The following is a 24402-nucleotide window of genomic DNA, read 5'->3' as shown; positions in this document are numbered from 1 at the left end:
ATCTCTTGTAGGAGCGAGGCTTGCCCGCGAAGGCGATTTTACAGACGCAGCAAAGTCTTCCAGGCACGATTCTGATACACCGCAATCGCCTGATGCTTACGCGCATCCAGCGATTCATCGGTGATCGGCTCGTTGGCCAGTTGCGTCAGTTTGTTCAGCTCACCATACAGGCGATCCATTTCCGGGATCTCCAGCACGCCACGAGCATGGTGCAGCCAGGCCTGGATGCGCTCGATGCGCGGCAGCTGCTCGGCCAGGTCTTCCGGCTGTTGCTGGTAACGCTGCAATTGCAGCGAGTTGGCTTCTTCGCCCAGCATGCGCGGCAGCCAGCTGCCCAGTTGTGCAGCGCCCTGGCGATTGCCGCGGGTGTTGCGATCGGCGGCCCAGGTACGGGCCAGCAACCAGCGCGAAGTGTTCAAGGAGAACAGGCCCCAGCGCGGATCTTCCAGCTCTTCGAGGAATTGCTCCGGCGCGGCTTTGCGCACGTCTTCGTCGTCCAGGCCGGCTTGTACCAGCGGGCGCCAGTCTTCCAGCAGGGCATCCAGCGCGACCCGCAGATCGTGAGTCGACTGACGTGGTGCGGCCTGACCGAGGCTGCTGATCAGAGCGCGCATTTCGGCGAGGTTCTCGACCCAGTCCTGCAACAGGCGCCAGTGGCCATTGAAGCGATATTGCTCGGCCAGACGCTGGCTGCTGCTCAGCAAATGCCAGCTCAGGGCGGCGAACGCATCGTCCAGCGGCATTTCGGCGGTGATCTGCGGCGCCGGCAAACTCAGGGAGTAGCTGTTGGCGTCGAACAAGCGATAACCGCGTTCGGCCTTGCTGATGTCACATGGCATCAGCGCCAGGGTCGCGGCCAGTTCGGCGGCCAGTTCCAGTAGCGCGGCCGGTTCGCCTTCGCGCAGTTCCAGTTCCAGCTCGCAGATTTCTTCCTTCTGCTTGCCGACCACTACGTGGCCCAGGTCCAGCGCGGCTTCGATGACCACTTTGGTCTTGCCACGGCCCCAAGCGATTTCCGCGCGTTCGCGAACAAAATCGGTGGTGAAGATGGCTTTCAGAGTTTTCTTGTCCAGCTCGGCCAGCTCTTCGGGCCAGCATTCACCGTCGAGTTTCTTCACGTCGAGTTTGGCTTTGGGCAGGGACCAGTCGTACTCGTGACGCTCGGACAGACCGGCGACGCTCTGGCCACGGGTCTTGAGCGTCTGAATCACTTCTTCGCCATCGCGGCGCAGGCGCAGGGCAACCTTGGCGCGGGCCAGGTCGCGCTCAGGCGTGTCGAAGTACTGGTTCATCAGTTCACGGCGTTCCCAGCCACTTTTGTTGCGTTTTTTCAGGAGCGGGTGCTCGCGCAGGGCGGCGAGGGTTTCGCGGCTGACGCGGAGTTTGATTTCGGTTTCTTTCTGCATGGCCGGAAAATCCAGGATCGGGAGCGCAGCCGGGGGAATGTGTGGCTGCCAAGGTCGTGCAGTGTACAGGACTCATACGTCCTACGTGCCGTGGCGGTTTATTCCTGTCGCCGGATGGTTCTATGATGGACTTCAATTCGGGAGTTGGAGTCAGCGATGCCTTTGCCGTCCATGAAAGATCAGTTCGCTGCGCTGATCGCCGCGCCGTCCGTCAGCTGTACCCAACCCAGCCTGGATCAAACCAATCGGCCGGTCATCGACTTGTTGGCTACATGGCTCGGGGACTTGGGTTTTGCCTGCGATATCCAGCAGGTCAGCCCCGGCAAATTCAATCTGCTGGCCAGTTTTGGTTCCGGCCCCGGTGGCTTGGTCCTGGCCGGTCACAGCGATACGGTGCCGTACGACGAGGCGTTGTGGCAGACCGACCCGCTGAAACTGACGGAAGTGGACGGTCGCTGGGTCGGCCTGGGCAGTTGCGACATGAAGGGTTTTTTCGCCCTGGCCATCGAAGCCGTCAAACCCTTGCTCGACCAACCGTTCAGGCAACCCTTGCTGATCCTTGCCACCTGCGATGAAGAAAGCTCGATGTCTGGCGCTCGCGCTCTGGCCGAAGCCGGGCGGCCATTAGGTCGCGCGGCGGTGATCGGTGAGCCGACCGGGCTGAAGCCGGTGCGGATGCACAAGGGCATCATGATGGAGCGCATCGACATCCTCGGCCAGAGCGGCCATTCCTCGGACCCGCGCCTGGGCCATAGCGCCCTCGAAGCCATGCACGACGCCATGGGCGAACTGCGCGGCTTGCGCCTGGCGTGGCAGCGCGAATTCCGTAACCCGCAGTTCAGTGTGCCGCAACCGACCCTTAATTTCGGCTGCATTCACGGGGGCGACAATCCCAACCGCATCTGCGGCCAGTGCTCGCTGGAGTTCGACTTGCGTCCGTTGCCGGGCATGGACCCCAAAGCCCTGCGCGCGGCGATCCTGGAGAAGCTCGACCCGATTGCCGAACGGCATAAAGTGAAGATCGATTACGCGCCGCTGTTCCCCGAAGTGCCGCCCTTCGAGCAGGCCGAGGACTCGGAATTGGTGAGGGTCGCCGAAAAGCTCACCGGCCATCGCGCCGAAGCAGTGGCGTTCGGCACGGAAGCGCCTTATCTTCAGCGTCTTGGTTGTGAAACACTGGTATTGGGACCGGGTGATATCGCCTGCGCCCACCAACCGGGGGAATACCTCGAAATGTCACGTTTGCAGCCTACCGTGCATCTATTACGACAACTGATTGAACATTACTGCCTGACGCCGGCAAAAACGACGATGCCAGTGTAGGAGCGTGTATAAATTGCCGATGTCCCAACCCGTATTCATGAGGAGAGCGCGCGTGTCGCCAAGCCTGTTCCGACGATAACCATCAGCCCGCTGTGCGTTTACTGCTTTATCCTTTTTTCGGCTGCTATTTATTACAGGCCCAGGTTCATGCCCGAATACGTCAATTGGCTTCGTCACGCTTCGCCTTACATCAACGCCCACCGCGATTGCACCTTCGTCGTCATGCTGCCCGGCGACGGCGTGGAGCACCCGAACTTCGGCAACATCGTCCACGACCTGGTGCTGCTGCACAGCCTGGGTGTGCGACTGGTGCTGGTTCACGGTTCCCGTCCGCAAATTGAAACCCGCCTCGCGGCTCGCGGCCTGACCCCGCACTATCACCACGGTATGCGCATCACCGATGCGGCGACGCTTGAATGTGTGATCGATGCGGTCGGCCAGTTGCGCATAGCCATCGAAGCGCGATTGTCCATGGACATGGCTTCGTCGCCGATGCAGGGTTCGCGTCTGCGGGTGGCCAGCGGCAATCTGGTCACTGCGCGGCCGATTGGCGTGCTCGAAGGTGTCGACTATCACCACACCGGCGAAGTGCGTCGGGTCGACCGCAAGGGCATCAATCGCCTGTTGGACGAACGCTCCATCGTGCTGTTGTCGCCATTGGGTTACTCGCCGACCGGTGAGATCTTCAACCTCGCGTGCGAAGACGTCGCTACCCGTGCAGCTATCGATCTGGGGGCGGACAAGCTGCTGCTGTTCGGCGCCGATTTGGGCTTGATCGATGAAAATGGCCGGCTGGTCCGCGAGCTGCGCCCGCAACAAGTACCGGCGCATTTGCAGCGTTTGGGCAGCAACTATCAAGCCGAGCTGCTGGATGCTGCCGCTGAAGCGTGTCGGGGCGGGGTGGCGCGCAGTCACATCGTCAGCTACGCCGAAGATGGCGCGCTGCTGACCGAACTGTTCACCCGTGACGGTGGCGGTACGCTGGTGGCGCAAGAGCAATTCGAAGTTGTGCGTGAGGCAGCCATCGAGGACGTCGGCGGTTTGCTGGACTTGATCAGCCCGCTGGAAGAGCAGGGGATTCTGGTACGCCGTTCCCGCGAGGTGCTGGAGCGTGAGATCGAGCAGTTCAGCGTGGTCGAACGCGAAGGCATGATCATCGCCTGCGCGGCGCTGTATCAGATTGCCGATTCGGATGCCGGGGAGTTGGCGTGTCTGGCGGTGAACCCGGAGTACCGCCATGGCGGTCGTGGCGATGAACTGCTGGAGCGCATCGAAACCCGCGCCCGGGCCCAGGGGCTGAAAACCTTGTTCGTGCTGACGACCCGGACCGCCCACTGGTTCCGTGAGCGGGGGTTCGTGCCGAGCAGCGTTGAACGTCTGCCGTCGGCGCGGGCGTCGCTTTACAACTACCAGCGTAATTCGAAGATCTTCGAAAAAACTCTCTGACCTCCGGGCTACCCGAACCCTGTTGATCGTTCCCACGCTCTGCGTGGGAATGCAGCCCGGGACGCTCCGCGTCCCTCAAGAGCCGAACGCAGAGCGTCCGAAGTGGCATTCCCACGCGGAGCATGGGGAACGATCATTCCTGCACAAATTTGCCGCTGACGTACGGCGAATAATCCAGCAGCACCGTCTCGACCTTCCCTTGCTCCTTCAAGAACTTCGCCGTCTCACCAATGGCCTTGGCCGTGCCGCCATCGAGCAGCGCAGTGGTCTGTTGTGCCTTGGCATCCGGGAATGCGGAACCGGCCAGCAACTCCGGCACATCGGCGGCATTGGCACCGGTCAGTTTGGCGATTTTCTGCACCGGCACTGAATCGGCGGTCCAGCTGTCTTTATGGGCGGCATAGTCGGCGAAGGAGTCCAGGGTAACCTTGGCAAATCGGGCCACGACTTCAGGATGCTTCTCGGCGTAATCCTTACGAGCGACCCATACCTCGAAGGTTGGCGCGCCCCATTGGCCGACCTGCGCGGCGTCGGTCAACGTCTTGCCGGTCTTGCGGATTTCCCCCAGTGCCGGCGACCAGACAAACGCGCCATCGATGTCGCCACGTTTCCAGGCGGCGGCGATTTCTGCCGGTTGCAGGTTCACCACTTTGACTTTCGAAGAATCCAGGCCCCAATGCTTCAGCGCGCCGAGCAGGCTGTAGTCGCCTGGGCGGAAAAAGAAAATATAAGCGATACACAAACTGTAACAAATTGACTGGATAGTGCGCGTTTGGCCATGATGGCGTCGCCTTTTCGCAAGTGATTGACGTATGGGGGGATGCGTCAACGCTAATCGATCTAAAAAAAGGTCAACAAATACCATTTAGGAATTAGCTTATGAGCCGATACCGTGAGTCCCGGTTCGGATCATTCATGGAAAGCTATATTCCTAAATGGTATGAAAAAGGATGAAATAATTCTTTTTGGGTTTATGAGGAACTCATTACCCTGCAGGGACCAAATCACGGCGGTTAGACCTTGGTCGTAGACACACATGGTTACGATTGACTTGCCAGTCATGGGACCAGTGCTAATCGCGCATCTGTGGATCTGGGGCGTTAGACCCGAGACCAAAGAACACAAAAATTAGAACGAGAGGAGCGAAACAATGAAGAAGTCCACCTTGGCCCTGGCTGTGGCCGTAGGGGTTTTGGCGCAGCAGGCAGGCGCCGCCGGTTTCATTGAAGACAGCAAGGCTACATTGGGGCTGCGTAACTTTTACATCAACACTGATAACCGCGATTCAGGCACCAAAGCTGCTGGCGCTCAGAACAAGAACGAAGAATGGGGCCAAGGTTTCGATCTGCGTTTCACCTCGGGCTACACCCAAGGCACCGTTGGCTTCGGTATTGATGCTATCGGCCTGCTGGGCGTGCGTCTGGATTCGGGCGGCGGCACCAACGGCGCCACTGCTACCTCTTATGGCGGCACTGTATTCCCAAGCAAATCCAACGGCGAAGCGGTTGATAACTTCTCCAGCCTGGGCCTGACTGCCAAAGCCAAGATCTCCCAGACCGAACTGAAGTTGGGCACTCTGCAGCCAAAACTGCCAGTGATCGTGACCAACGACGGTCGTCTGCTGCCGCAAACCTTCCAGGGCGGTCAGATCACCTCGAACGAAATCAAAGACCTGACACTGGTCGGCGGTCAGATCGAGCACGCCAAGGGCCGTAACTCCAGCAACAACGAAGAACTGTCGATTGCGGGTGCGAACGCTACCACTGCTTCCGGGCGTGACAGCAACAAGTTCATCTACGGTGGCGGTGACTACAAAATCACCAAAGACCTGACTGCCCAGTACTACTACGGCAACCTGGAAGACTTCTACAAGCAACACTTCCTGGGCCTGGTTCACAACTGGTCGATCGGCCCTGGTGTGTTGAAGTCTGACTTGCGTTACTTCAACAGCTCCGATGACGGTGCCAACGGCCACGACTCGGCTTATTTCAGCTCCGGTAACGATGAGGGCTTCCGTTCCGGTCGAGGCAAAGTCGACAACAACCTGTACAGCGGCCTGTTCCTGTACACCGTTGCCGGTCACACCTTTGGTGGCGGTTATCAGGTCAGCAATGGCAGCAGCGACTTCCCTTGGCTGAACCAGGGTGACGGCTCGTCTGCTTACCTGCCTACCGACAGTCAGATCGCCAAGTTCGCCCGTGCCGGCGAACGTACCTGGCAAGCTCGCTACTCGTATGACTTCGCCAAGGTGGGCCTGCCAGGCGCTACTGCCGGCATCGTTTACCTGCGTGGCGACAACATTGATACCGTTGGTACCAATGGTCGCGAGAACGGTTCCGGCCGTTCCGAGTGGGAACGCGACCTGACCCTGGCCTACGTAGTGCAAGGGGGGCCGTTGAAAAACCTGGGCTTCATGTGGAAGAACGCCATGTGGCGCAACGACATTCCAGGTCAGCGCGACCAGGACGAAAACCGTCTGATCGTCAGCTACTCGATCCCGCTATTGTAATAGGGCTCGCGTAACCGACGTAAAAAAAGCCCCGCCCGGCATCTCGCCGGGCGGGGCTTTTGCGTTTTCAAAGCGGGGTCACCCCCGTAATCCCGCCTTGAAAATCCCCTCTTTACAGCAACTCAAGGCCTTCTCGAACCTTGTCGGCGATGTTCGTCCTCATGTTCATTCATGTCCAGTGAACAGATATTTAATATTCACTTATGATCTAAATAAATCGATATTTATTCTTTTTGATCTCTAAGGAACGCAGGCACAGTTGAGCTCAACAAGCACTCATCAGGAGCAGCACCATGAGCCTCAGACTTGGCGATATCGCCCCCGATTTCGAACAGGATTCCAGCGCCGGCACTCTCCGTTTCCACGAATGGCTGGGCGATAGCTGGGGCGTGTTGTTTTCCCACCCGGCGGACTTCACGCCGGTGTGCACCACCGAGCTGGGTTTCACCGCCAGGCTCAAGGATGAATTCGCCCAGCGTGGCGTCAAAGCCATCGCCTTATCCGTGGACCCGGTGGATTCACATCACAAGTGGATCGAGGACATCAACGAAACCCAGAACGCCATCGTCAACTTCCCCATCCTCGCCGACGCGGACCGCAAAGTGTCCGACCTGTATGACCTGATCCACCCAAATGCCAATGACACCCTGACCGTACGTTCGCTGTTTGTGATCGATCCGAACAAGAAGATTCGGCTGACCATCACTTACCCGGCAAGTACTGGCCGTAACTTCAATGAAATCCTGCGAGTGATCGATTCGCTGCAGCTCACCGACAACTACAAGGTGGCCACCCCAGCCAACTGGCAGGATGGTGATGAAGTGGTGATCGTGCCGTCGCTCAAGGACGAAGATGAAATCAAACGACGTTTTCCCAAGGGTTATCGCGCAGTGAAACCGTATTTGCGTCTGACACCGCAACCGAACAGGTAACTCAACTAACTCTCGTTCCCACGCTCTGCGTGGGAATGCAGCCCGTGACGCTCCGCGTCCCTTGAGGCATTACCACGCGGAGCGTGGGAACGATCACCATAAAGCAGGGGATTTCGGGCCGTTTCGACGGCCTGTTTTTCTGCCCGGAAAAAGATAATTTTCATATTCATTTAAAGTATAACCAAATGAATAAATATGATTTATGGATATATAAATCAGCTGTTAAGGTCACTCCATCAACGCGAGATCGCAAGCCGCGAATCGCTAACACCGCTCAAGGAATTGTCTGAATGCTGGTCGTCTCACTCGGTGGCAGTCCCAGCCCACGCTCCCGTTCCGGGGTTTTGCTGGAGCGTTCGCGACGCTGGTTGCAAGAGCAAGGGGTGGAAGTGGTGAGTTATCAGGTACGAGACTTCCCGGCCGAAGATTTGCTGCATGCCCGCTTCGACAGCCCGAAAGTGATCGACCTGTTGCAACAGATTGAAAACGCCGATGGCTTGCTGATCGCCACGCCGGTTTACAAAGCATCGTTCTCCGGTGCGCTGAAAACCTTGCTCGATCTTCTGCCCGAACGCGCCCTGAGCCACAAGGTGGTTTTGCCGATGGCTACCGGCGGCAGCATCGCCCACATGCTGGCAGTGGATTACGCGCTCAAGCCGGTGCTGTCGGCGTTGAAAGCCCAGGAAATGCTGCAGGGGATTTTCGCCGTGGACAGCCAGATCGCTTACGGCGAAGGCAGCGCCCAGGCGCAGTTGGCGCCGGAGCTTGCGCAACGATTGTTTGAGGCGCTGGAGCAGTTTTTCAGCGCCATGGCTCGTCGGCCCAAGCCGCTCGATCCGAACCTGTTGAACGAACGTTTGCTAAGTGCTCGCTGGAGCATTTAAGCCTCACCCGAAATTGATGTACTGGCCTTACTCGCCCGCTAACGGGCAAGCAGGTGCAGCCAACACCCAACTGCAAAAAGGAGAGCGCTATGCGCACTGTCATTTTGCGTCGTGGTCTGGTCGCTCTGTTTGCTGCGGCTGTAACCTTCGGCGCCATTACTCAAGCTCAAGCCGAGACGCTAAGAATCGGTTATCAAAAGTACGGCACCCTGGTGCTGCTCAAAGCCAAAGGCACGCTGGAAAAACGCCTCGCCGCCCAAGGCGTGGACGTGCAATGGACGGAATTCCCCGGCGGCCCGCAACTGCTCGAAGGCCTGAACGTCGGCTCCATCGACTTCGGCGTCACTGGCGAAACGCCTCCGGTTTTCGCTCAGGCCGCGGGCGCCGATCTGCTCTACGTCGCTTATGAACCGCCAGCGCCACACAGCGAAGCGATCCTGGTGCCCAAGGATTCGCCGATCAAATCGGTGCAGGACCTCAAGGGCAAGAAAGTCGTGCTCAACAAAGGCTCCAACGTGCACTACCTGTTGGTGCGTGCGCTGGAAGACGCCGGCCTCAAATACACCGACATCCAGGCCGTGTTCCTGCCGCCAGCCGATGCCCGTGCTGCGTTCGAGCGTGGCAGTGTTGATGCCTGGGTGATCTGGGACCCGTACCAGGCCGCCGTCGAACAGCAACTGCAAGCACGCACCCTGCGCGATGGCAAAGGCCTCGTCGATAACCACCAGTTTTACCTGGCGACCAAGCCTTACGCGCAGAAAAATCCTGAAGTGATCAAGGCTCTGGTGGAAGAAGTACGCGCGGTTGGCGAATGGTCCAAGGCCAATCCCAAGGACGTGACCCAGCAAGTTTCGCCACTGCTCGGCCTGCCAGCGGACATCACCCTGACCTCGGTGAAACGCCAGGGCTACGGCGCGCTGTTCCTTACGCCGGAAGTCGTCGCTGCCCAGCAAAAAATCGCCGACAGCTTCTACCAGCTCAAGCTGATTCCCAAACCCTTGAGCATCAAAGACGTGATCTGGACGCCCCCGGCGGCCGTAGCCAAAGCGCCGTAATTCGACTTCCCAAGGAGACCACTCCATGAGCCTCAATATTTTCTGGTTCCTGCCTACCCACGGCGACGGCCATTACCTTGGCACCGCTGAAGGAGCTCGCGCCGTTGACCACGGTTACTTGCAACAGGTCGCGCAAGCCGCGGATCGCCTGGGCTTTGGCGGAGTGCTAATTCCCACCGGTCGCTCCTGCGAAGACTCGTGGCTGGTGGCCGCATCGCTGATCCCGGTGACCCAGCGTTTGAAATTTCTCGTCGCCCTGCGCCCCGGGATCATTTCCCCGACGGTGGCGGCGCGTCAGGCCGCAACGCTGGATCGTCTGTCCGGCGGTCGTGCGCTGTTCAACCTGGTCACCGGAGGCGATCCGGAAGAATTGGCCGGCGACGGTTTGTTCCTCAGTCACGAAGAGCGCTATCAGGCCTCGGTGGAATTCACCCGCATCTGGCGCCGGGTGCTGGAAGGGGAAACCGTCGATTACGACGGTCAGCACATCAGCGTGAAGGGCGCCAAATTGCTCTATCCGCCGATCCAGCAACCGCGTCCGCCGCTGTATTTCGGCGGCTCTTCGGAAGCTGCGCAAGACCTCGCGGCAGAACAGGTCGAAATGGTCTTGACCTGGGGCGAGCCACCGGCCGCCGTGGCGGAAAAAATCGAGCAGGTTCGTGCCAAAGCCGCGAAGCTCGGCCGCACCCTGCGCTTCGGTATTCGACTGCATGTGATCGTTCGTGAAACCAATGCCGAGGCATGGCAAGCGGCGGATCGACTGATCTCGCATCTGGACGACGACACCATCGCCCGTGCCCAGGCGTCTCTGGCGCGTTTCGATTCGGTCGGCCAGCAACGGATGGCGGCCTTACATGGCGGCAGCCGCGACAATCTGGAAGTTAGCCCCAACCTTTGGGCCGGCGTCGGTCTGGTGCGCGGCGGGGCCGGTACGGCACTGGTCGGCGACGGTCCGACCGTGGCCGCTCGGGTGAAGGAATACGCGGATCTGGGCATCGATACGTTCATCTTCTCCGGTTATCCACACCTGGAAGAATCCTATCGGGTGGCGGAGTTGCTGTTCCCGCACCTGGACATCGAGCGCCCGGAACTGCCGAAAAGCGCCGGATACGTCAGCCCGTTCGGCGAGATGGTCGCCAACGACATTCTTCCCAAAGCCGCGTCCCAGAGCTGAGGCGTGGCCATGAAGAAAACTATCCACAACCTCGTGCCCTGGGCATTGCCGATCCTGTTGCTGGCGGTATGGCAGTTGTCGGTGTCGGCGGGCTGGTTGTCGACGCGGATTCTGCCGGCACCGATCGCGGTGATCGAAGCCGGTGTGAGCCTGGTGCGCAGCGGTGAAATCTGGACTCACCTGGCGATCAGCGGCTGGCGTGCGGCGCTCGGTTTCGCCATCGGCGGCGGCATTGGTCTGGCCCTGGGCTTTATCACCGGTCTGTCGACGTGGGGCGAACGCCTGCTCGACAGTTCGGTGCAGATGATCCGCAACGTGCCGCACCTGGCGTTGATTCCGCTGGTGATCCTGTGGTTCGGCATCGACGAGTCGGCGAAGATTTTTCTGGTGGCGTTGGGCACGTTGTTCCCGATCTACCTCAACACGTATCACGGCATCCGCAACGTCGATCCGGCGCTGGTGGAGATGTCCCGCAGTTATGGTTTGTCCGGTTTCAGCTTGTTTCGCCAAGTGATCCTGCCGGGTGCATTGCCTTCGATTCTGGTCGGCGTGCGTTTTGCCCTGGGTTTCATGTGGCTGACCCTGATCGTCGCTGAAACCATCTCTGCAAGCTCCGGCATCGGCTATCTGGCGATGAATGCGCGGGAGTTCTTGCAGACCGATGTGGTGGTGCTGGCAATTCTTTTGTACGCGGTACTCGGCAAACTGGCCGACCTTGCGGCGCGCGGGCTTGAACGCGTGTGGCTGCGCTGGCATCCGGCCTATCAGGTTGCCAAGGGAGGTGGCGCATGAGGGCTCAACAACCTCCACGCCTACTGCGCGGTATTCCGCTGGTGGTGCGCAAGCTGCAAAAGACCTTTGGTTCACGGCAAGTGTTGCGCGAAATCGATCTGCATATTCCCGCCGGCCAATTTGTGGCGGTGGTCGGGCGTAGCGGCTGCGGCAAAAGTACCTTGCTGCGCTTGCTCGCCGGTCTCGACAAGCCCACCGGTGGTGAGCTGCTTGCCGGCGCAGCGCCACTGAGTGATGCGCGGGAAGACACCCGATTGATGTTCCAGGAAGCCCGTCTGCTGCCGTGGAAAAAGATCATCGACAACGTCGGTCTCGGGCTCAAGGGCAACTGGCGGCCGCAAGCATTGGAAGCGCTGGAAGCGGTCGGCCTGGCAGATCGCGCCAACGAGTGGCCGGCAGCCTTGTCCGGTGGGCAGAAGCAGCGTGTGGCCCTGGCTCGCGCGTTGATCCATCAACCGCGCTTGCTGTTGCTCGACGAACCGCTGGGCGCATTGGATGCCCTGACCCGCATCGAAATGCAGCAACTGATCGAACGGCTCTGGCAACAGCATGGCTTCACCGTGTTGCTGGTGACCCATGACGTCAGCGAAGCAGTGGCGATTGCCGATCGAGTGATCCTGATTGAAGAGGGCGAAGTCGGCCTCGACCTGACAGTGGAACTGCCGCGCCCTCGGGTCCGTGGCTCCCATCGGCTGGCGGCGCTGGAAACCGAAGTGCTCAACCGCGTGCTATCGCTACCCGGCCAACCGCCGGAACCGGAACCTGTTTCACCACTGCCTACGCAATTGCGCTGGGCTCAATAACTTAAAGATTCATTCAACGACAGGAATCAACATCATGACTATCAAAGCCATCAACGTTCGCAACCAGTTCAAAGGCTCGATCAAGGAAATCGTGCTGGGTGACGTGCTGTCGGAAATCGACGTACAGACCGCCTCCGGCATCGTCACTTCGGTGATTACCACCCGTTCGGTGAAAGAGCTGGAACTGGTGGTCGGCAGTGAGGTAATCGCGTTTGTGAAATCCACCGAGGTGTCGATCGCCAAGTTGTAAGCGCGTGGGCCAACTACAACCCTGGGGGTGTGAGCCCTGATCGTTCCCACGCAGAGCGTGGGAACGATCAAAGTGCTGCGCGCTTGGGCAGATAGGGTGGCAAATACAATCCAAGATACGCATCAAACACCCGCATCCCTTCCTCAGCCATGCGCGGCGTGATCTGCCCATGTTGCTGCACCGAGCGTGCATACACCCGATCGCCCAGCTCCATGGCCAGCGCAAACACATCGACATCACTGGGCAGCGTTGGCAGTTCGAAATGGTGGTCGAACAGCTTGTGCATCAGGTCGCCGAGTTCGATGTCGTGCTGGCGGTCGGCCTGGGTGACTTCGGTCAGGCCATGCTGGGCGAGGATCAGTTGGCGGGCAGCGGCGTCTTCCTCGTAGATGGCGAGCATGCGTTGTTCCACCAGTCGCGACAGATCGCGCCAGCCGTTGAGGGCATGGTGGTCGATGGGCGCTTGCAGGCAGGCGCGGAACGCGGCGTGGACGTCGGCGGTCAGGGCTTCAAGCAGGGCCGGGACGCTGGCGAAAAAATGGTAGACGGAGGAGGGCGGGATCTCCGCGCGTTCGGCGACGCTGTAGATCGACAGGCTGGCCACGCCCTCGGCGGCCAGCAGCGTGCGGGCGGCATCGAGTATCGAATCGATCCGGGCCTGACTGCGGGCGCGGGGTTTGCGAAGGGTGGCGGTGCGCGTCATTGAAGTCTCCTGCAGGGCAGCGGGCATTGTACGAGCAGGGTTTGATGTTGTCTGCCAGGACGCTATCGCGAGCCTGCTCGCGATCCGTCGCAGGCGGCCATAAAAAAACGCCGCCGGCCTTATCAGCCGGCGGCGTTCTTTTTACTGCAGTCGCTTACACGGTATGCAGGTACCAGTTGTACTCGAGGTCAGAGATGGAATGTTCAAACTCCTCCAGCTCGCTCTCTTTGCAGGCCACGAAGATATCGATGTATTTCGGATCGATGTACTTGGCCATGACTTCGCTGTCGTCCAGCTCACGCAGTGCATCGCGCAGGTTGTTCGGCAGGCTTTGCTCGTTCTGCTCGTAGGAGTTGCCTTCCACGGGTGCGCCTGGCTCGATCTTGTTGGTCAGGCCGTGATGCACGCCCGCCAAAACCGAAGCCATCAACAGATACGGGTTGGCGTCGGCGCCGGCGACACGATGCTCGATGCGCACGGCATCGGAGGAACCGGTCGGTACGCGGATGGCCACGGTGCGGTTGTCCAGACCCCAGCACGGCGAGTTCGGCACGTAGAACTGTGCGCCGAAACGACGGTAGGAGTTGACGTTCGGGCAGAGGAAAGCCATCTGCGCCGGCAGGGTCTCGAGCACACCGCCGATCGCGTGACGCAGTGCGGCGTTCTGCTCGGGATCCTCGCTGGCAAAAATGTTTTTGCCATCTTTATCAAGAATCGAGATGTGGACGTGCAGACCGTTACCCGCCTGGCCTGGGTAAGGCTTGGCCATGAAGGTGGTGTCCATCTCATGGTCGTAGGCGATGTTTTTGATCAGACGTTTGAGCAGGACCGCATAGTCGCAGGCCTTGATCGGGTCGGCCACGTGGTGCAGGTTCACTTCGAACTGCGCCGGGGCACTTTCCTTGACGATTGCGTCGGCAGGGATGCCTTGCTCTTTCGCACCTTCCAGAATGTCCTGGAGGCAGTCGACGTATTCGTCGAGGTCGTCGATCAGGTAGACCTGTGTCGAGTGTGGGCGTTTGCCGGAGATCGGCGAGCGTGGCGGTTGCGGGCGACCGTTCACGTTCTCCTGGTCGATCAGGTAGAACTCCAGTTCGAACGCGGCGCAGATGGTCAGGCCCATCTCGTCGAACTTGGCGACGACTTGTCGCAGGACTTCGCGCGGGTCGGCGAAGAAAGGATCACCTTCGAGTTCGTGCATGGTCATTAACAGTTGCGCAGTCGGGCGCTTCTGCCAGGGCTCATTGCACAGGGTGTCGGGGATTGGATAACAGATTCGGTCAGCATCGCCGATGTCCAGGCCCAGGCCGGTGCTTTCCACCGTCGAGCCATTGATATCCAGAGCAAATAGAGAGGCCGGCAGGTTGATGCCTTTCTCGTAAACCTTGTGGAGACTGGTGCGTTCAATGCGCTTGCCGCGCACCACACCATTCATATCCGCAATCAGAAGGTCAACGTACAGAACCTCAGGATGTTCCTTAAGGAACGCGTTCGCTTCGTTAAGCTGAACGGCACGCGGGGGTACCGACATGATGCAACACCTTTGTTGTTAAAAATATCAATCATTGGTCTCTTCGGATTCCAGTCAACCCGAACGGCATGCCGAAGTCAAGCGAGGCCTTTTTTGCCCTAAAAAAGCACTCGCAAGGCTTTTTTGAGGCACTTTGGGGCGTTTTTTGGCCTTCAGCTCTCTTGGCGCCCGCGAGCTTGAGCGGGCCGTGTTGTATTTTTTACGGGGGTGTTGTGTAAAAAAATGAACAAGGCTAAGCTCGATTTAAACCCATAACAGCAATAATACCGGGGTGCTTCATGTCTCGCCTGCCGTTAATCGGCGTCACCGCCTGCTCAAAGCAGATCGGTCTGCATGCTTATCACATCAGTGGCGACAAATACGTACGCGCCGTGGCTTCAGCTGCCAAGGGCCTGCCGTTGATTCTTCCATCCCTGGCGGATCTACTGGCGCCGTCCGAAATTCTGGACGCTCTGGACGGCATTCTCTTTACAGGCTCCCCTTCTAATATAGAACCGTTTCACTATAACGGCCCGGCCAGTGCCCCAGGTACTGCTCATGATTCTGCACGCGATGCCACCACTCTCCCGCTGATCCGCGCCGCTGTCGAGGCCGGTGTCCCCGTGCTCGGCATTTGCCGCGGCTTCCAGGAAATGAATGTGGCGTTCGGCGGCAGCCTGCATCAGAAGGTCCACGAGGCCGGTCCATACATGGACCACCGTGAAGACGACAGCCTGCCGCTGGAAGGGCAGTACGCGCCAAGTCACCCGGTGCACGTCCAACCGGGCGGGGTACTTGCAGGTCTCGGGCTGGCGAGAGAGATTAATGTCAATTCCATTCACGGTCAGGGCGTCGAACGACTGGCGCCGGGCCTGCGTGTGGAAGCGGTGGCGTCCGACGGGTTGATCGAAGCCGTCTCTGTTATCGAAAGCAAGGCTTTTTCCTTGGGTGTGCAATGGCATCCCGAATGGCAGGTAAGCTTGAATCATGACTACCTTGCGATTTTCCAGGCATTTGGCGATGCCTGCCGCAAGCACGTTCTACAACGCGACGCCGATGCGTCAAACAACGCCTGACTTATAAGAGTCAGGAAACTCAGCCTAAGAGGCATTTATGAGTAACAACCTCGACCAGCTCACCGATTGGTTGAAAGACCACAAGATCACAGAAGTCGAATGCATGATTGGCGACCTGACCGGCATCACCCGGGGCAAGATCTCGCCGACCAATAAGTTCATTGCCGAAAAAGGCATGCGCCTGCCCGAAAGCGTTCTGTTGCAGACGGTGACCGGCGACTACGTCGAAGACGACATCTATTACGAACTGCTCGACCCGGCCGACATCGACATGATCTGCCGCCCCGACCAGAACGCGGTGTTTCTGGTGCCGTGGGCCATCGAGCCCACCGCCCAAGTGATCCACGATACCTACGACAAGCAGGGCAATCCGATTGAGCTGTCGCCGCGCAACGTGCTCAAGAAGGTGCTGAAACTCTACGCCGACCACGGCTGGCAGCCGATCGTGGCGCCGGAAATGGAGTTCTATCTCACCAAGCGCAGCGATGACCCGGACTATCCTCTGCAACCGCCGATTGGCCGCTCCGGTCGTCCGGAAACCGGTCGCCAGTCCTTCTCGATTGAAGCCGCGAACGAATTCGATCCATTGTTCGAAGACGTCTACGACTGGTGCGAACTGCAAGAGCTGGACCTCGACACGCTGATCCACGAGGACGGCACCGCGCAGATGGAAATCAACTTCCGTCATGGCGATGCCCTGTCCCTGGCCGACCAGATTCTGGTGTTCAAACGCACCATGCGTGAAGCCGCGCTCAAGCACAACGTGGCGGCGACCTTCATGGCCAAGCCCATGACCGGCGAGCCGGGCAGCGCCATGCACTTGCACCAGAGCATCATCAGTATCGAGACCGGCAAAAACGTTTTCTCCAATGAAGACGGGACCATGAGCCAGTTGTTTCTCAACCACATCGGCGGCTTGCAGAAATTCATTCCTGAGCTGCTGCCGTTGTTCGCACCCAACGTCAATTCGTTCCGCCGCTTCCTGCCGGATACCTCGGCACCGGTGAACGTGGAGTGGGGCGAAGAGAACCGCACCGTGGGCCTGCGGGTTCCGGATGCCGGGCCGCAGAATCGTCGGGTGGAAAACCGTCTGCCGGGTGCCGATGCCAACCCTTACCTGGCCATCGCCGCCAGCCTGTTGTGCGGCTTTATCGGCATGGTCGAAGGGCATAACCCGAGTGCTCCGGTCGTGGGTCGTGGTTATGAGCGGCGCAACCTGCGCCTGCCACTGACGATTGAAGACGCCCTGGATCGCATGGAAAACAGCAAGACCATCGAAAAGTACCTGGGCAAGAAATTCATCACGGGCTACATCGCGGTCAAGCGGGCCGAGCATGAAAACTTCAAGCGCGTGATCAGTTCGTGGGAGCGGGAATTCCTGCTCTTCGCCGTCTGATGCGCCGGGCGCCGCTGTTCATGGCGGCGCCGTTACTGGAATCCAAGGAGAATTCGCATGACCAGCAACAACCCGCAAACCCGTGAATGGCAAGCCCTGAGCAGCGAACACCACCTGGCCCCGTTCAGCGACTTCAAGCAGCTGAAAGAGAAAGGCCCGCGCATCATCACCAGCGCCAAGGGCGTGTACCTCTGGGACAGCGAAGGCAACAAGATCCTCGACGGCATGGCCGGCCTGTGGTGTGTGGCGATCGGCTACGGTCGCGATGAACTGGCCGATGCCGCCAGCAAACAGATGCGTGAACTGCCTTATTACAACCTGTTCTTCCAGACCGCTCACCCGCCGGTGCTGGAGCTGGCCAAGGTCATTGCCGATGTTGCGCCTGAAGGCATGAATCATGTGTTCTTCACCGGTTCCGGTTCCGAAGGCAACGACACCATGCTGCGGATGGTTCGCCACTACTGGGCGATCAAGGGCCAGCCGAAGAAGAAAGTCATCATCAGTCGCAAGAACGGCTATCACGGTTCCACCGTGGCCGGCGCGAGCCTGGGCGGCATGACGTACATGCACGAACAGGGCGACTTGCCGATCCCGGGCATTGTCCATATTGCCCAGCCGTACTGGTTCGGCGAAGGCGGCGACATGACGCCGAACGAATTCGGTATCTGGGCGGCCAATCAGCTGGAAGAGAAGATTCTGGAAGTCGGCGTCGACAACGTCGGTGCCTTTATTGCCGAGCCGATCCAGGGCGCCGGCGGCGTGATCATTCCGCCAGACAGCTACTGGCCGCGCATCAAGGAAATCCTCGCCAAGTACGACATTCTGTTCGTGGCCGACGAAGTGATCTGCGGTTTCGGCCGTACCGGTGAGTGGTTCGGTACCGATTTCTACGACCTCAAACCCCACATGATGACCATCGCCAAAGGCCTGACGTCCGGCTACATCCCGATGGGTGGCCTGATCGTGCGTGACGACGTGGTCGAGGTGCTCAACGAAGGCGGTGATTTCAACCACGGTTTCACGTATTCCGGGCACCCGGTGGCCGCTGCGGTAGCGCTGGAAAACATCCGCATCTTGCGCGATGAGAAAATTGTCGAGCGCGTGCGTACAGAAACGGCACCTTATTTGCAAAAGCGTCTACGGGAACTGAACGATCACCCGTTGGTGGGGGAAGTGCGTGGGGTCGGTCTGTTGGGGGCCATCGAACTGGTTCAGGACAAAGCCACCCGCAAACGTTACGAAGGCAAGGGCGTCGGCATGATCTGCCGCACGTTCTGCTTCGAAAACGGCCTGATCATGCGTGCCGTCGGCGACACCATGATCATTGCTCCGCCACTGGTGATTACACCGGCTGAAATCGACGAGTTGGTGACCAAGGCACGCAAGTGTCTGGACCTGACCCTGAGTGCGTTGCAGGGCTAAGTGCTAGGCTCTGAGCGAGGTGCGAAGATTGCACTTCGCTCAGTGCAAACAAAGGACGGGTCTTTCCTTGAAAGCCTGCCTTGGATCTTGCCAGACTACCGGTTGTTCGGATGCCCAGTAACAGGCCGCTGAGCACGTGGTTAAAAAGAAAAATTGGAGCATTACCCATGAAGGCATTAGGTATGAAGATAGCTGGCAAGACCCTCCTCGCCATGTCCCTGATGGGCGTGATGGCGGGTGCCGTTCAGGCTGACGACAAGGTGCTGCACGTGTACAACTGGTCCGATTACATCGCACCGGATACCGTCAAGAAGTTCGAGGCCGAGTCGGGTATCAAAGTCGTCTACGACGTGTTCGACAGTAACGAAACCCTTGAAGCCAAGTTGCTGGCGGGCAAGTCCGGCTACGACATCGTTGTGCCGTCGAACAACTTCCTGGCCAAGCAGATCAAGGCCGGCGTTTACCAGAAGCTGGACAAGTCCAAGCTGCCGAACTGGAAAAACCTGAACCCGGACCTGCTCAAAGCGGTATCGGTGAGCGACCCGGGTAACGAACACGCGTTCCCTTACATGTGGGGTTCGATCGGTATCGGTTTCAACGCCGAGAAGGTCAAGGCTGCACTGGGTGCCGATGCGCCAACCAACTCCTGGGACTTGCTGTTCAAGCCTGAAAACGCTGCCAAGTTGAAGTCGTGCGGTATCAGCTTCCTCGATTCGCCAACCGAGATGATTCCGGTGGCGTTGCATTACCTGGGCTACCCAACCGACACCCAGGACAAGAAACAACTGGCTGAAGCCGAAGCGCTGTTCCTGAAGATTCGTCCTTCGGTGGGCTACTTCCACTCGTCCAAGTACATCTCCGACCTGGCCAATGGCAACATCTGCGTCGCCGTGGGTTACTCGGGTGACATCTACCAGGCCAAGGCTCGTGCCGCTGAAGCCGGTGACAAGGTGAAAGTCAGCTACAACATTCCGAAAGAAGGTGCCGGCAGCTTCTACGACATGGTCGCTATCCCTAAAGATGCCGAAAACGTTGAAGGCGCCTACAAGTTCATGACCTTCCTGCAGAAGCCGGAAATCATGGCCGAGATCACCAACGCCGTACGTTTCCCGAACGGTAACGCGGCGTCTACTGCGCTGGTCGATAAAGAAATCACCAGCGATCCAGGCATCTACCCGCCAGCGGAAGTGTTGGCCAAGCTGTACGCGATTGCCGACTTGCCGGCCGCGACCCAGCGGATCCTGACTCGCAGCTGGACCAAGATCAAATCCGGTAAATAAGTCATAAACCCTGTAGCAGCTGCCGAAGGCTGCGTTGAGGTCCAAAGGACCTCCGCTTTTCGACAGCACAACTGCTTCGCAGTTGAACGCAGCCTGCGGCAGCTGCTACAGGATCTTCATAAAGTTTGCTGGAACGGTTTTTCGAGGGTAAGTTGCGCGCCGGTTTTGTTGTCAGGCAGCCATGGCTGTCATGTAACGCGGGGCAACTTGGGCCCAACTAATTTTAGAGGACCTCCACGTGCCTATTTTTTCTTTGTTGCGCAATGCCCTGCTGGTCGGCGCCGGGCTGACACTTGCTGTCAGTGTTCAGGCCGCTGGCACAGTGCATATTTATAACTGGTCGGACTACATCGGTGAGACCACCCTGGCCGACTTCCAGAAAGAAACCGGCATCAAGCCGGTGTATGACGTATTCGATTCCAATGAAACCCTGGAAGGCAAGTTGCTGGCCGGGCGTACCGGTTATGACGTGGTCGTGCCGTCCAACCACTTCCTTGGCAAACAGATCAAGGCCGGGGCTTTCCAGAAGCTCGACAAGTCGAAGCTGACCAACTACTCCAACCTCGATCCGGTACTGCTCAAGCGCTTGGAGAAGAATGATCCGGGTAATCAATACGCCGTGCCGTATCTGTGGGGCACCAACGGCATCGGTTACAACGTCGAGAAAGTCAAAGCCGCACTGGGCGTCGACAAGATCGACTCGTGGGCCGTGCTGTTTGAGCCGGAAAACATCAAGAAACTTTCCGGTTGCGGTGTGGCGTTCCTCGATTCAGGGGATGAAATGCTTCCGGCCATGCTGAACTATATGGGCCTGTCGCCAAACAGCGAGGACCCTGAAGACTACAAGAAAGCCGAAGCCAAACTGCTGGCGATTCGGCCTTATGTGACCTACTTCAACTCGTCCAAATACATCTCCGACCTGGCCAATGGCGAGATCTGTGTGGCCGCCGGTTTCTCCGGTGATGTGTTCCAGGCCAAGGCGCGGGCCGCCGAAGCCAACAAGGGCATCGACATTGCCTACGTGATTCCCAAAGAGGGCGGCAACCTCTGGTTCGACATGCTGGCCATTCCCCGGGACGCTACCAATGTCAAAGAGGCTCATGCCTTCATCAACTATCTGCTCAAGCCTGAGGTGATCGCCAAGGTCAGTGATTCCGTCGGCTACGCCAACCCCAACCCGAAGGCGGGCGAGTTGATGGATCAGGCCGTACGCACGGATGAGGCGGTCTATCCCTCGCAGGCTGTCGTCGACAAGCTGTATGTCAACACAGAGTTGCCACCCAAGATTCAACGACTCATGACGCGCAGCTGGACCAAGGTCAAGTCGGGCAAATAGCTTCAAACTATCCAGGTTCGCCACCTTGAGCGAGCTGCACATTCTGTTGGGAGTTTCGTAAATGGCAGTTGCCTCCGGCGCCTATAAGAAAGCCCTCGAGGGCGACCAGACACCTAAACAGGTGCTGGTCAAAATCGACCGGGTCACCAAAAAGTTCGACGAGACGATTGCCGTGGACGACGTGTCCCTGGAAATCAAGAAAGGCGAAATCTTCGCCCTGCTCGGCGGCTCGGGTTCGGGCAAATCCACCTTGCTGCGGATGCTGGCAGGTTTCGAACGGCCCACGGAGGGGCGCATTTTCCTCGATGGCGTAGACATCACGGACATGCCGCCGTACGAGCGGCCGATCAACATGATGTTCCAGTCCTACGCCTTGTTCCCGCACATGACGGTGGCGCAAAACATCGCCTTCGGCCTCAAGCAGGACAAGATTCCGTCGGCTGAAGTCGACGCTCGCGTGGCCGAGATGCTCAAGCTGGTGCAGATGAGCCAGTACGCCAAGCGCAAACCCCATCAATTGTCCGGCGGTCAGCGTCAGCGTGTGGCGCTGGCGCGTTCATTGGCCAAGCGGCCGAAATTGTTGCTGCTCGACGAACCAATGGGCGCGCTGGACAAGAAACTGCGCTCGCAAATGCAACTGGAACTGGTCGAGATCATTGAGCGGGTCGGCGTGACCTGCGTGATGGTGACCCACGACCAGGAAGAGGCCATGACCATGGCCGAGCGCATCGCGATCATGCACCTGGGCTGGATCGCCCAGATTGGCAGCCCGATCGACATCTACGAAACCCCGACCAGCCGTCTGGTCTGCGAGTTCATCGGCAACGTCAACATCTTCGAAGGCGAAGTGGTGGACGACGCCGAAGGCCATGCACTGATTACCTGCAAGGATCTGGACCGCAACATTTACGTGGGTCACGGCATCAGCACCTCGGTGCAGGACAAGTCCGTCACTTACGCGATCCGTCCGGAAAAACTGCTGGTGACGGCCGACATGCCGACCTGCGAATACAACTGGTCCAGCGGCAAGGTGCATGACATCGCCTACCTCGGCGGCCACTCGGTGTTCTACGTCGAATTGCCGAGCGGCAAACTGGTGCAATCCTTCGTCGCCAACGCCGAGCGCCGCGGCCAGCGGCCAACCTGGGGTGACCAGGTTTACGTGTACTGGGAAGACGACAGCGGCGTGGTGCTTCGCTCATGAACCTGCGCAAATTCAAACGCCGGCTCAATCGAATAATTCCCGGTGGCCGTCAGCTGGTCATCGGGGTTCCGTTCATCTGGCTGTTCCTGTTCTTCATGCTGCCGTTCTTCATCGTCCTGAAGATCAGCTTCGCCGAAGCCGACGTGGCCATTCCGCCGTACACCGAGATCTACAGCTTCATCGACCAGAAGCTCCAGGTGCTGCTTAACCTGAGCAACTACGCGATGCTGGGCGATGACGAGTTGTACATCGCCGCTTACCTCGGCTCGCTCAAGATGGCGCTGATCAGCACCGTCCTCTGTTTGCTGATCGGCTATCCGATGGCCTACGCCATTGCCACCGCCCGCAAAGAGCTGCAAACGGTGCTGGTGCTGCTGATCATGATGCCGACCTGGACCGCGATCCTGATCCGCGTGTATGCGTGGATGGGCATCCTCAGCAACAACGGCCTGCTCAATGGTTTTCTTATGAGCATGGGCTGGATCGACGAACCGCTGCAGATACTCAATACCAATTTGGCCGTGTACATCGGCGTGGTGTATTCGTACCTGCCGTTCATGATCCTGCCGCTCTACGCCAACCTGGTCAAACACGACACCAGCCTGCTGGAAGCCGCGTCGGACCTCGGTTCGAGCACCTTCAACAGTTTCTGGAAGATCACCGTGCCGCTGTCGAAAAACGGCATCATCGCCGGCTGCATGCTGGTGTTCATCCCGGTGGTGGGTGAGTTCGTGATCCCGGAACTGCTCGGCGGTCCGGAAACCCTGATGATCGGTAAAGTGCTGTGGCAAGAATTCTTCAACAACCGTGACTGGCCGGTGGCATCAGCGCTTGCGGTGGTGATGCTGGCGATCCTGATTGTGCCGATCATCCTGTTCAACCGTAGTCAGGCCAAAGAAATGGAGGGCAAGGAATGAAGCGCTTCCGTTTCTCAAGTTTCATGCTGGTAGCGGGTTTGCTGTTCATCTACGCGCCGATGCTGATCCTGGTGATCTACTCGTTCAACGCCTCGAAACTGGTGACGGTGTGGGGCGGCTGGTCGATCAAGTGGTACGTGGGGTTGATGGACAACACCCAACTGATGGGCTCGGTGGTGCGCTCGCTGGAAATCGCCTGCTACACGGCGATTGCCGCAGTGGCACTGGGGACGCTGGCGGCCTTCGTGCTGACCCGTATCACCCACTTCAAGGGCCGCACGCTGTTCGGTGGTCTGGTCACCGCGCCGCTGGTAATGCCGGAAGTGATCACCGGCCTGTCGCTGTTGCTGCTGTTCGTGGCCATGGCGCAGATGATCGGTTGGCCACAGGAACGCGGCATCGTCACCATCTGGATCGCCCATACCACCTTCTGTGCAGCGTATGTGGCAGTGGTGGTATCGGCGCGCTTGCGTGAGCTGGACCTGTCCATCGAAGAGGCAGCCATGGATCTGGGCGCGCGGCCGTGGAAGGTGTTCTTCCTGATCACCATCCCGATGATCGCGCCGTCGCTGGCGGCGGGTGGCATGATGTCGTTCGCCTTGTCGCTGGATGACCTGGTGCTGGCGAGCTTCGTGTCCGGCCCCGGTTCCACGACCCTGCCGATGGAAGTGTTCTCGGCGGTGCGCCTGGGCGTGAAGCCCGAGATCAACGCCGTGGCCAGCCTGATTCTGCTGGCGGTGTCGCTGGTGACGTTCCTGGTCTGGTACTTCAGCCGTCGTGCCGAAGAAATTCGCAAGCGTGCGATCCAGCAGGCTATCGAAGAAGGCGCCGCCGACTCCTGGAAACAACCGGACGTGCGCCGGGCGCAGGCATCGGAAGCGGCTTGATCCACGCATGATCGTTCCCACGCTCTGCGTGGGAATGCCTCAACGGACGCTCTGCGTTCGGCTCTTGATGGGACGCGGAGCTTCCCGGGCTGCATTC

Annotated in this window: 21 protein-coding genes and 1 pseudogene; 18 read left to right on the top strand and 4 right to left on the bottom strand. The window is 58.9% G+C overall.

Annotated features, from left to right (window positions below):
- Positions 1-38: 38 nt before the first annotated feature.
- Positions 39-1406, bottom strand: coding sequence for a CYTH domain-containing protein (locus PSH97_RS26835; RefSeq protein ID WP_305447337.1), 1368 nt, complete (start codon positions 1404-1406; stop codon positions 39-41).
- A gap of 156 nt (positions 1407-1562) precedes the next feature.
- Here PSH97_RS26835 and argE point away from each other — a divergent pair, with 156 nt between their 5' ends.
- Entirely contained in the window at positions 1563-2729 is a 1167-nt protein-coding gene (gene argE / locus PSH97_RS26830) for an acetylornithine deacetylase (protein ID WP_305447336.1), read from the top strand.
- A 147-nt stretch (positions 2730-2876) separates the two neighbouring features.
- Positions 2877-4175, top strand: a complete 1299-nt coding sequence (gene argA / locus PSH97_RS26825) for an amino-acid N-acetyltransferase (protein WP_008026003.1) — start codon at positions 2877-2879, stop codon at positions 4173-4175.
- A gap of 133 nt (positions 4176-4308) precedes the next feature.
- Here argA and PSH97_RS26820 read toward each other — a convergent pair.
- Positions 4309-4881 (bottom strand): annotated as a pseudogene (locus PSH97_RS26820) (taurine ABC transporter substrate-binding protein); the annotation flags it as partial.
- A gap of 444 nt (positions 4882-5325) precedes the next feature.
- Here PSH97_RS26820 and PSH97_RS26815 point away from each other — a divergent pair.
- The 8 genes from PSH97_RS26815 to PSH97_RS26780 all read left to right on the top strand — a co-directional run bounded on the left by PSH97_RS26815 (position 5326) and on the right by PSH97_RS26780 (position 12574).
- Complete coding sequence (locus PSH97_RS26815; RefSeq protein ID WP_305447335.1) at positions 5326-6684, top strand: OprD family porin; 1359 nt, start codon at positions 5326-5328, stop codon at positions 6682-6684.
- 293 nt (positions 6685-6977) lie between these two features.
- Positions 6978-7616 (top strand): peroxiredoxin, encoded by a 639-nt coding sequence (locus PSH97_RS26810; RefSeq protein WP_305424622.1) that lies wholly within the window; start codon positions 6978-6980, stop codon positions 7614-7616.
- Between the two features lie 290 nt (positions 7617-7906).
- Entirely contained in the window at positions 7907-8500 is a 594-nt protein-coding gene (ssuE, locus tag PSH97_RS26805) for an NADPH-dependent FMN reductase (protein WP_007899466.1), read from the top strand.
- 89 nt (positions 8501-8589) lie between these two features.
- Positions 8590-9555, top strand: coding sequence for a sulfonate ABC transporter substrate-binding protein (locus tag PSH97_RS26800; RefSeq protein ID WP_305447334.1), 966 nt, complete (start codon positions 8590-8592; stop codon positions 9553-9555).
- 25 nt (positions 9556-9580) lie between these two features.
- Entirely contained in the window at positions 9581-10729 is a 1149-nt protein-coding gene (gene ssuD / locus PSH97_RS26795) for an FMNH2-dependent alkanesulfonate monooxygenase (protein WP_305447333.1), read from the top strand.
- A 9-nt stretch (positions 10730-10738) separates the two neighbouring features.
- Positions 10739-11521, top strand: a complete 783-nt coding sequence (gene ssuC / locus PSH97_RS26790) for an aliphatic sulfonate ABC transporter permease SsuC (RefSeq protein ID WP_305447332.1) — start codon at positions 10739-10741, stop codon at positions 11519-11521.
- Positions 11518-12324, top strand: coding sequence for an aliphatic sulfonates ABC transporter ATP-binding protein (gene ssuB / locus PSH97_RS26785; protein ID WP_305447331.1), 807 nt, complete (start codon positions 11518-11520; stop codon positions 12322-12324). The genes ssuC and ssuB overlap by 4 nt, the downstream gene beginning before the upstream one ends.
- A gap of 34 nt (positions 12325-12358) precedes the next feature.
- Positions 12359-12574 carry a TOBE domain-containing protein gene (locus PSH97_RS26780; RefSeq protein WP_003229256.1) on the top strand — a complete coding sequence of 72 codons (216 nt, stop codon included), beginning with the start codon at positions 12359-12361 and terminating at the stop codon, positions 12572-12574.
- A gap of 67 nt (positions 12575-12641) precedes the next feature.
- Here the strand turns inward: PSH97_RS26780 and PSH97_RS26775 are convergent, their stop codons facing one another.
- Both PSH97_RS26775 and PSH97_RS26770 read right to left on the bottom strand, forming a co-directional pair.
- Positions 12642-13277: a TetR/AcrR family transcriptional regulator gene (locus PSH97_RS26775; protein WP_305447330.1), complete on the bottom strand. Its 636-nt coding sequence runs from the start codon at positions 13275-13277 to the stop codon at positions 12642-12644.
- Positions 13278-13431: 154 nt separating this feature from the next.
- Positions 13432-14808, bottom strand: coding sequence for a glutamine synthetase family protein (locus PSH97_RS26770; protein ID WP_007897683.1), 1377 nt, complete (start codon positions 14806-14808; stop codon positions 13432-13434).
- Between the two features lie 278 nt (positions 14809-15086).
- Here PSH97_RS26770 and PSH97_RS26765 point away from each other — a divergent pair, with 278 nt between their 5' ends.
- The 8 genes from PSH97_RS26765 to PSH97_RS26730 all read left to right on the top strand — a co-directional run bounded on the left by PSH97_RS26765 (position 15087) and on the right by PSH97_RS26730 (position 24305).
- Complete coding sequence (locus PSH97_RS26765; RefSeq protein WP_305447329.1) at positions 15087-15863, top strand: gamma-glutamyl-gamma-aminobutyrate hydrolase family protein; 777 nt, start codon at positions 15087-15089, stop codon at positions 15861-15863.
- A gap of 37 nt (positions 15864-15900) precedes the next feature.
- Positions 15901-17259 (top strand): glutamine synthetase family protein, encoded by a 1359-nt coding sequence (locus PSH97_RS26760; protein WP_305447328.1) that lies wholly within the window; start codon positions 15901-15903, stop codon positions 17257-17259.
- 57 nt (positions 17260-17316) lie between these two features.
- A complete protein-coding gene (locus PSH97_RS26755; protein WP_305447327.1) occupies positions 17317-18681 on the top strand; it encodes an aspartate aminotransferase family protein in 1365 nt (454 codons plus the stop codon).
- A gap of 182 nt (positions 18682-18863) precedes the next feature.
- A complete protein-coding gene (locus PSH97_RS26750) occupies positions 18864-19961 on the top strand; it encodes a polyamine ABC transporter substrate-binding protein (protein WP_305449876.1) in 1098 nt (365 codons plus the stop codon).
- Positions 19962-20199: 238 nt separating this feature from the next.
- Positions 20200-21297, top strand: a complete 1098-nt coding sequence (locus PSH97_RS26745; protein ID WP_305447326.1) for a polyamine ABC transporter substrate-binding protein — start codon at positions 20200-20202, stop codon at positions 21295-21297.
- A gap of 61 nt (positions 21298-21358) precedes the next feature.
- On the top strand, positions 21359-22501 hold the full coding sequence (locus tag PSH97_RS26740; protein WP_305447325.1) for an ABC transporter ATP-binding protein: 1143 nt from the start codon (positions 21359-21361) through the stop codon (positions 22499-22501).
- A gap of 35 nt (positions 22502-22536) precedes the next feature.
- Positions 22537-23418 carry an ABC transporter permease subunit gene (locus PSH97_RS26735; RefSeq protein WP_305449875.1) on the top strand — a complete coding sequence of 294 codons (882 nt, stop codon included), beginning with the start codon at positions 22537-22539 and terminating at the stop codon, positions 23416-23418.
- Positions 23415-24305, top strand: a complete 891-nt coding sequence (locus tag PSH97_RS26730; protein WP_258618002.1) for an ABC transporter permease subunit — start codon at positions 23415-23417, stop codon at positions 24303-24305. The genes PSH97_RS26735 and PSH97_RS26730 overlap by 4 nt, the downstream gene beginning before the upstream one ends.
- The last annotated feature ends 97 nt before the right edge of the window (positions 24306-24402 follow it).

It is taken from the genome of Pseudomonas cucumis, from assembly GCF_030687935.1.
Taxonomy (GTDB): domain Bacteria; phylum Pseudomonadota; class Gammaproteobacteria; order Pseudomonadales; family Pseudomonadaceae; genus Aquipseudomonas; species Aquipseudomonas cucumis.
The sequence above is the reverse complement of the archived record's forward strand: the minus strand, read 5'-3'. Positions and strand labels throughout refer to the sequence as shown.